We start from the raw sequence: 2,051 nt of genomic DNA on the forward strand, positions 1-2,051 counted from the left end.
CGAGCCCCCCCCGGTCGAACCGGTGGGGCCCGGCCGCCCGGGGCGCCCGCCCACGTCGGATCGGGACGTCGTGCTGGGCGTCGGGTCCGCGCTGGCCGGCAGGATCGGTCGGCCCCGGCTGCCGCGCGAGCCGGCCACGGGTCCTCGAAAACACCGCCGGCTGGGTGCTCTCCCGCCCTCCTCCGGGCGAGCGTCACGACGGCACCGCGCTCAGCAGCGATGCCTGGGCTACCGGCGCCGTCAGCCTCGTCCGCGCCCCGGCGGTCGCCGACGGCCTAGGAGCCGGCCAGCCACGCCAGCAGGCGACCCCGCGACCAGCAGCGGCCGACGGCCTCGGCCCGCAGGACCGACCCGTCGAGCACCGCCAGGCCGATGATGCTGTGGCCGGAGGCGCGGCGGTCGCCGAGGGTCGGTACCGCCGGCGCGACCCCGACCCCCTCCACCGACACCCACGCCACCGCCCGGCCGGCCGCCGCGTCGTCGAGGCGGTGCAGGAAGCGCAGGCGGCTCTCGAGCGGCAGGCGCGACAGCGCCCACGTCGTGGTGACGACGGGCAGGGCGTCCGCGGGCACGCGGGCGAAGGCGTCGGACACCACCTCGACGACGTCCCCCCGCAGCAGCAGCGGAGGGTCCGTCGCCGCCGACGCCAGCGCCGCCTCGAGCTGCGCCACCCGCTCGGGCTGGTCCGGCGCCAGGCACGCGCGCAACCAGCGGGCGTCCTCCGCGTCGGTCACGTCGACCTGGTCGACGCCGACGCGGACCCGGGCGACGACCTCGGGCACCGCCCGTGTCGGGACGGGCCGGCCCCCCACGACCGCGGCCGACAGCTGCACCGGCGACGACGGGTCGCCCAGCGACTGCCCGTTGCCGTACGTGATGCCCACGCGGTCGACGTGGGCATCCAGCCCGGGGGAGGAGCCGACGTCGATGAGCCCGACCGCCTCCGCGCCGACCCGGCGCGCGGCCTCGGCGACGGCCGGGTACAGCACGGCACAACGTCCGGTCTCGAAGGTCTGCGGCTGCCGGCGCGCGGCGATGGCCACGACCGAGTCGGTCCTCCGCAGCAGCGTGTCGACCGCCGCGGCGGCGGCAGCGTCGCCGTCGGCCGCGGCGAAGGCCGCGGCCAGCGCCGGGGCGCGTCCGGCGAGGGCGAGGTCGTGCAGCGCGGCGAGGATGACCGAGGGGTGCCGCCTGCGCGCCGGCGCCGCCGCGATGGCGAGCAGCGCCTCGTCGGACCCGCTCAGGGCGACGGCGACGCGCGCGTACAGCGGCGAGGTCCCGGCGGCGTCGACCTCACCGAAGCGTCGGTACACCCGGGCGAGCGTTCGGGTCCTGTCCACGGGTACGGCGCTCCCTGCGGTCGAGCGCCGATGCTAGCCACAGGGCGAGGACCCCCCGCCCTCCGAGCCCGGCACAGCAGCGCCGAGGAGGTCCTGGAGCCCGTCCTGCGAGCCGGTGTCGGTGGTGGGCGGCCCGGGCGGTGCGGCTCCACGTCCGTCCGGTCGTGGGAGGGCGGCCGGCGCTCAGGCGCCGGTGTGCCACCGCACGCGCAGCGGATCCGGTAGTGGCAGCGGCTCGCTCCCGAGGGGGTACACCTCCAGGCACGACAGCCGGCCGCCGTCGACGACCAGCAGGACGCCGCCGACGGGCTCGCCGTCGGCGCCGACCACCGTCCCCTCCACCGGCACGGGACCGGTGGCCGGGGAGAGCGGCACGGTGTCGGGCACGTGCAGGTCGAGGGTCCCGCACCCGCAGGTGCACCCGGGGGACGCGGTCACCCGGCGCGCCTGCACCCGCAGCTGCTCGACGCCGTCGAAGGCATGACCGAGCAGTGCATCGAGCAGGGCGCGCTCGCTGCTCGTCAGCGGTCGGGTGGCCACGTCCTCCTGCCGGGGACCCGTCGTCACGCCTCCAGTGTCACCTCCTGGGCCGTCGACGGGGCCGGCCGCCTACCGGCCACGGCGTGGTGTCCCCGGGTGCGGCGTCGAGGGCACCGCGGGGGCGGCGCCGCGGGGGGACGCGACGACGGAGCGCCCGGACCCCAGGGGGTC

General features: G+C 78.4%; 2 protein-coding genes. Both read right to left on the bottom strand.

Annotated features, from left to right (window positions below; all coding sequences use genetic code 11):
• Positions 1-275 precede the first annotated feature (275 nt).
• Entirely contained in the window at positions 276-1,340 is a 1,065-nt protein-coding gene (locus ACI78V_RS22820) for a DUF2332 domain-containing protein (protein WP_456855110.1), read from the bottom strand.
• A gap of 183 nt (positions 1,341-1,523) precedes the next feature.
• Entirely contained in the window at positions 1,524-1,907 is a 384-nt protein-coding gene (locus ACI78V_RS22825; RefSeq protein ID WP_456855112.1) for a hypothetical protein, read from the bottom strand.
• Between the last annotated feature and the right edge of the window lie 144 nt (positions 1,908-2,051).

The organism is Geodermatophilus sp. SYSU D00742 (genome assembly GCF_054049935.1).